We start from the raw sequence: 6338 nt of genomic DNA on the forward strand, positions 1-6338 counted from the left end.
CCGACGAATAGTCGGGGTCCGTTTTTGGCCTCGCTTTACCAGTATTTTCGATGGAGCCACCTCTCACATGAATATGCAGTCGCAACTGACAGGCCGCCTGGCCCGCACGCCTTCGTTCTCCCTATCTACTGTTGAGCTGCGCGGTGTCTCAGCCGAATTCGATCAGTCTATCAAAGCGCTGCCAGAGACATTGGCGCAACCTGTGCGGGTTCCCACCGACACCAAAGGGCGGGGCGACTTTCTTAAGCAACTGGCGGCCAAATCCGCTGCCAAGCTGGCCGCTGGTAGTACCGCGCTAGTCCTTGTTTTGTTGAGTGCAGAGTCTGCCCAAGCGCAGTCTTCGGAGGTGTCTCTGCGCACGTTGGATGGGGTGAAGTCCATCGAGGTTCTGCCCGATGGCACCGCCGAGGTCACATTGGAAAACGGAGCCGTCATGCGCCTGCCTGCGGGTAGCTTCACCGTGTCTGGCAGCGAGGTTCTGGTCTCTGAGGCAGTTGCGCTGCAGATGACAGAAGCCGCAGCCGCGGGCGGAGGTGTGTCCGGAGGAACGTTGGCTGCCGTGGGTGGTGGGCTTGCCTTGGCCGGAGCCGCCGGTGGTGGCGGAGGCGGCGGTGGCAGCAGCGATGGGGGTGGCTCGGGATCGACGACCGCCCCTACCACGGGCACGGTTGTTGATGGCTATCTGGTCAACGCCACCGTCTTTCAGGATTTAAACGGCAACGCGATTTTTGACGCGGGTGAGCCGAATACGACCACCGATGCGCAGGGCAACTATTCGATTACCTTGGATCCCTCCAACCCGACTGCCAAGATTGTGTCGATTGGCGGTACGGATTCCTCGACGGGCCAGGCGTTCACAGGCACTCTGACGGCCCCGGCGGGTTCAACCGTCATCACCCCGCTGACCACACTTGTACAAAGTCTTGTCGAAGCGAGCGCCGATAGCGACACGCCGTTGACTACAGCCGAAGCGAATGAGCAACTGGCTGCCGCGCTGGGTCTGGGCAGCGGTACCAACCTGTTGGAGCTTGACCCAGTCGAACAGATTGAAAATGCCAGCGACCCCTCGGATGCCGCAGCGTTTGCAGCGGCGGCTCAGGTTGCCGCAATCATCTCGGCGGCGGCTGCAACGCAGGATGACGCCGAAGGCAGTTCGGACGCCTCCGAGGCCGTGGCCGCATCGCTCGCACAACAGTTGCTGGACGCGGCAGCTGGTCCCGGGGATCCTGATCCGTCGGCGGTTTTGAGCGACGCAGATGCGATTGCGGAAGCGTTGGAAGAGGCTGAGGTTGAAGCGGGCGAGGCCAGCGCGATTGCGAATAGTGTTCAGGCCCTGAACGAGAATATTGATGAAGCAGTAGAGAATGCGGATCCCGGCGATCTTGACGCCTTGCAAAACGAGATCGTCGCCAACCAGGAAGTTGCGCAGGGTACACTGGTCGATCTAGTTGAATCGGGTGATATCGCCACGACTGATCCTGCAGATCTTGCCGATGAGGCGGACAATATCGTTCCGCTGGAACCGGTTGTCCTGTCTGAGGACTTCTTGAGTACCTACGGCCCGTCAAACTTAGATAGCGCTCCGGTCATGTCGGGCACCGGTCGCCCTGGCAGCATCGTTCGTGTGACCTTCAGCGATGGCGATGATGCGACACCTGACGCCAGCCAGACCACGACGGTTGATGGCGCTGGCAATTGGTTGTTCACTTTCGACGCCGCTGATTTCCCCGCTGTAAGTGGGGCTTACACGGTTGAGGTTGCGGCCGCGCCCTCTGGGTCGTCTGTGTTCACCGTTCCGGCCGTCTCGGGTGGCAGCTTTGATGTTGATCTGACACCACCGGCTGCACCTGTCTTGGGCACGGTGTCCAGCGATGACGCTCTGGCATTGGAGGAACGAGAGTCGGATCTGACGGTTTCAGGCACGGCCGAGGTGGGCGCCACTGTTGCCTTGACGATCAGCGGGGTCACTCTGACGGACAACGCCGCCGCCGATGGTTCGTTCAGCGTCACGTTCGATGCAAGCGACATCCCGGATGGCGACTTTACCATCACAGCCGAGGCGACTGACAGCCTGGGCAACACTAGTGACGCTTCTGATCGTGACATCACGGTAGAGCCTGAGGCGAATCTGGACCCGACCATTGATCCGGTCTCGGGCACGCTGGGGTCTGCGGAACTGGCATCGGGCCTCACAGTCACCGGCACAGGCCGTGCGGGCAGCACGATCACCGTGTCCATCGACGGCGCGGATCAGAATGCAACCGTCAGCGGCGACGGCACGTGGAGCGTGACATTTGTCGAAGATGATCTGCCTGACGCGAGTGGTGACTATTCTGTTTCTGCGGTAGCGACCTTGCCGCCGACCTCGTTCACCAGTGGTTCGGTTGATGGCGGAGGGTTCTCTGTCGACCTGACAGCCCCCGATGTACCGGTGATTGACACCATCGCAGGCAACAACGCGCTGGAGCTTGAGGAGCAGGGCACAGAACTGACCATCACCGGCACTGCCGAGGCAGGCGCGACGGTTGAGGTCACTCTCAACGGCGCGGTTGAAACGGTTGTTGCGGATGCGGGTGGCGCGTTCTCGGTCACTTTTGATGCGGCGGATGCGCCCGGAGACGACTTCTCGGTCAGTGCCACGGCGACGGACGCGCTGGGCAATGAAAGCAGCGCGGCCACACAACCCATCACGGTCGAGCCGGTCTCGGCCCTGACCCCAACAATCACGCCGGTCTCGGGCACGTTTGGCCCGACCGAACTGGCCGCGGGGCTGGTGGTGTCCGGTACGGGCCGCGTGGGCAGCACCGTGACCGTGGACATTGACGGCGTCACGCAGGACGCAACCGTTGATGGTGACGGCAACTGGACAACCACCTTTGCAGAGGCCGATTTGCCGGACGCGACGGGGGACTATTCGGTCTCTGCTACGGCAACCTTGGCGGGCACATCCTTCTCCAGCGGTTCGGTCCCGGGCGGTGGGTTCTCGGTCGATCTGGACGCTGCAGCTGCGCCTGTTCTGGATGCGGTCGCGGGCAATAATGCGATCGAATTGGAGGAAAGCGGCGCGGACCTGACGGTGACCGGCACCACCGATGAAGGCGCGACGGTTGAGGTCACAATCGGGGGCGTCACCTTGACAGACGTGGCCGGTGTGGGGGGCGTGTTCAGCGTCACCTTCGATGCCGCTGACGTTCCGAACTCGGACTTCTCCATCAGCGCTGTAGCGTCGGATGATCTGGGCAATACCAGCGCCTCGGCAACGCAGGCGATCTCGGTCGAGCCGGTCTCGGACCTTACCCCGACCGTTGATCCGGTCTCGGGCGTCTTGGGTGCGGACGATTTGGCATCCGGCCTGACGGTCACTGGGACAGGCCGCGCCGGCAGCACGGTCACGGTGACGATTGATGCTGAGGATCAGGAGGCCGTCGTGGACGGCGACGGCAACTGGAGCGTGACGTTCGGCGAGGCAGACCTGCCTGCGACGACGGGCGACTACGCGGTGTCTGCCGTGGCGACCTTGCCACCGACAGCATTCACCAGCACGTCGGTTGATGGCGGCGGGTTCTCGGTCGATGTGACCGCACCTGATGCTCCGTTGATTGACAGTGTCGCGGGCAACAACGCGCTGGAACTTGAAGAACAGGACGCAGACCTGACCATCACCGGCACCGCTGAGGCGGGCGCGACCGTTGAGGTCGAGATTGATGGGGTCGTGGAAACCACAGTCGCCGACGATGGTGGCGTGTTCTCCGTGACTTTTGACGCGGCCGATGTGCCGAACGCGGGTTTCTCGATCAGCGCAACGGCCACGGATGCGGCAGGCAATACTGGTGCCGAGGCCACTCAGGCCGTGACGGTTGAACCGGTTTCGAACTTGACGCCCACAATCACCCCGGTCTCGGGCACGTTTGGCCCGACCGAACTGGCCGCCGGGCTGGTGGTTTCCGGCATGGGCCGTTTGGGCAGCACGGTCACCGTAACGATTGATGGTCAGGATCAGCAGGCCGTCGTTGCCCCCGATGGCAGCTGGAGCGTCACCTTCGCTGAGGCAGACCTGCCGGATGCCAGCGGTGACTATTCGGTGTCCGCGGTGGCGACCCTGCCGCTGACCTCCCTGTCCAGTGGATCGGTTGATGGTGGAGGGTTCTCGGTTGATGTGACAGCACCTGACGCACCGACTTTGGATACAATTGCCGGAGACGACTTTATCGACCCGTCCGAGCAAGCCGATGATCTCGTCATCTCGGGCACGGCTGAGGCGTTCAGCACCGTCACCGTCTCGATCGGTGCGGAATCCCAGCAGGCAACTGCTGACGTGAATGGTGATTTCTCGGTCACTTTCGCCGCGGCGGATGTGCCGACATCGAATTTCCAGGTGACTGCGGTCGCCGAAGATGCGCTGGGCAATGCCAGCGCGGCAACAGATCGGTCGGTACTCGTGGGTGCGGTTGGTCAGACGATCACCGGCACCAGCGGCGATGATGAGTTGTCGGGCACACCCGGTGACGACACTATCAACCCCGAAGGCAATGATGGTGAGGCCGGTGGTCTCGATATCATCAACGGCTCTCTGGGAGATGATGAGATCGACCTGAGCACATCCGGCGGCACCAGCTTTGTTGAGCTGAACTACGCCGCGCTGGACGGCCCGATCAACGTGACACTGGACTATGCTAACAACACAGGCTCGGTGGATAAAGGTGCGGATGGTACCGACACGCTGATCAGCCCGGAAACTCCGGGCGAGGCGTTCGGGATCGGCCTTGTTGGGACGCAGGGCGACGACACATTTACTGTCGTTCAGGACGGTGTCGAGACATGGGCGGGCATCTTCTACGAAGGCGGAGATGACACCGTCAACGTAACGTTGGACACCGGCATCGTGCGTGTGAATGCGGTGACCACCGGCCCGGTGGAAGAAGATGTCACGGCGGATCTGACCACGGGCGATATCACTTTCGCCAGCGGCTCGATTGATCTGAACGTGACCGGCTCCGGCGGCCAGATTGAATTGGAAACCGGCGATGGTGATGATGACGTAACCGGCTCTGATGCGGATGAGCGTTTCATTCTGGGCGCAGGCACTGACACGCTGGATGCGGGCGGTGGGTTCGATACCGTGCGCTATGATCGAAGCGTTGTGACGGATGGCGTGACCGTGAACCTGCAAACCGGGGTGGCAACCGGCATTTGGGACGGTCAGGCCTTTACCCACACCCTGTCCAATGTTGAACGCGTGCGCGGCTCACGTACGGGCGACGACATGCTGACGGCGGCCAATACCGGCTCACGTCTGGAGGGCCGTGGCGGCGACGATACGTTGATCGGCGGTGACGGTGATGACCTGCTGATCGGTGGTGATGGTGCGGATACGTTCTTTGTCGGACGTGGCAACGACACCATTCAGGACTATCAGGGCGACGCCATCGACACAATCGAGCTGGACCCTGCCTATACCGAGGCCGAAATCGACGCAGCCGTTGCTGCAGCGGTGCAGGATGGCGACGCTGTGGTGGTCACTTTCGTCTCGACCGGTGCAACGCTCCGGCTGGAAGGCTGGACGGTTGCCGAGCTACAGGCCGAAAATGCAGGTGGTGGTTCCGACGTCATCGGCACTCCGGGTGATGACGTTCTGGATGGCACACCCGGTGACGACACGATCAATCCGGAAGGCAACGACGGTGAGGCCGGTGGTCTCGATATCATCAACGGCTCTCTGGGGGATGACGAGATTGACCTGAGTACATCCGGCGGCACCAGCTTTGTTGAGCTGAACTACGCCGCGTTGGACGGCCCGATCAACGTTACACTGGACTATGCCAACAACACGGGTTCGGTGGATAAAGGTGCCGATGGTACCGACACGCTGATCAGCCCGGAAACTCCGGGCGAGGCGTTCGGGATCGGCCTTGTTGGGACGCAGGGCGACGACACATTTACTGTCGTTCAGGACGGTGTCGAGACATGGGCGGGCATCTTCTACGAAGGCGGCGATGACACGGTCAACGTGACATTGGACACGGGCATCGTACGTGTGAATGCAGTGACCCCCGGCGCCGTGGATGAAGATGTCACGGCGGATCTGACCACTGGCGATATCACCTTCGCTAGCGGCTCAATCGATCTGAACGTATCCGGTTCCGGCGGCCAGATTGAGCTGGAAACCGGCGACGGTGATGATGACGTAACCGGCTCTGATGCGGATGAGCGTTTCATTCTGGGCGCAGGTACCGACGCATTGGATGCTGGCGGTGGGTTCGATACCGTGCGCTATGATCGAAGCGTTGTGACGGATGGCGTGACCGTGAACCTGCAAACCGGGGTGGCAACCGGCATTT

Annotated in this window: 1 protein-coding gene; it reads left to right on the forward strand. The window is 61.6% G+C overall.

Annotation, left to right across the window (positions count from 1 at the left end):
- Positions 1–67: 67 nt before the first annotated feature.
- Positions 68–6338 (forward strand): beta strand repeat-containing protein (locus ACR0AI_RS21605; protein ID WP_480701483.1); only part of this gene is annotated, 6271 nt, incomplete at its 3' end.

Source organism: Ruegeria sp. BG3, from assembly GCF_056538485.1.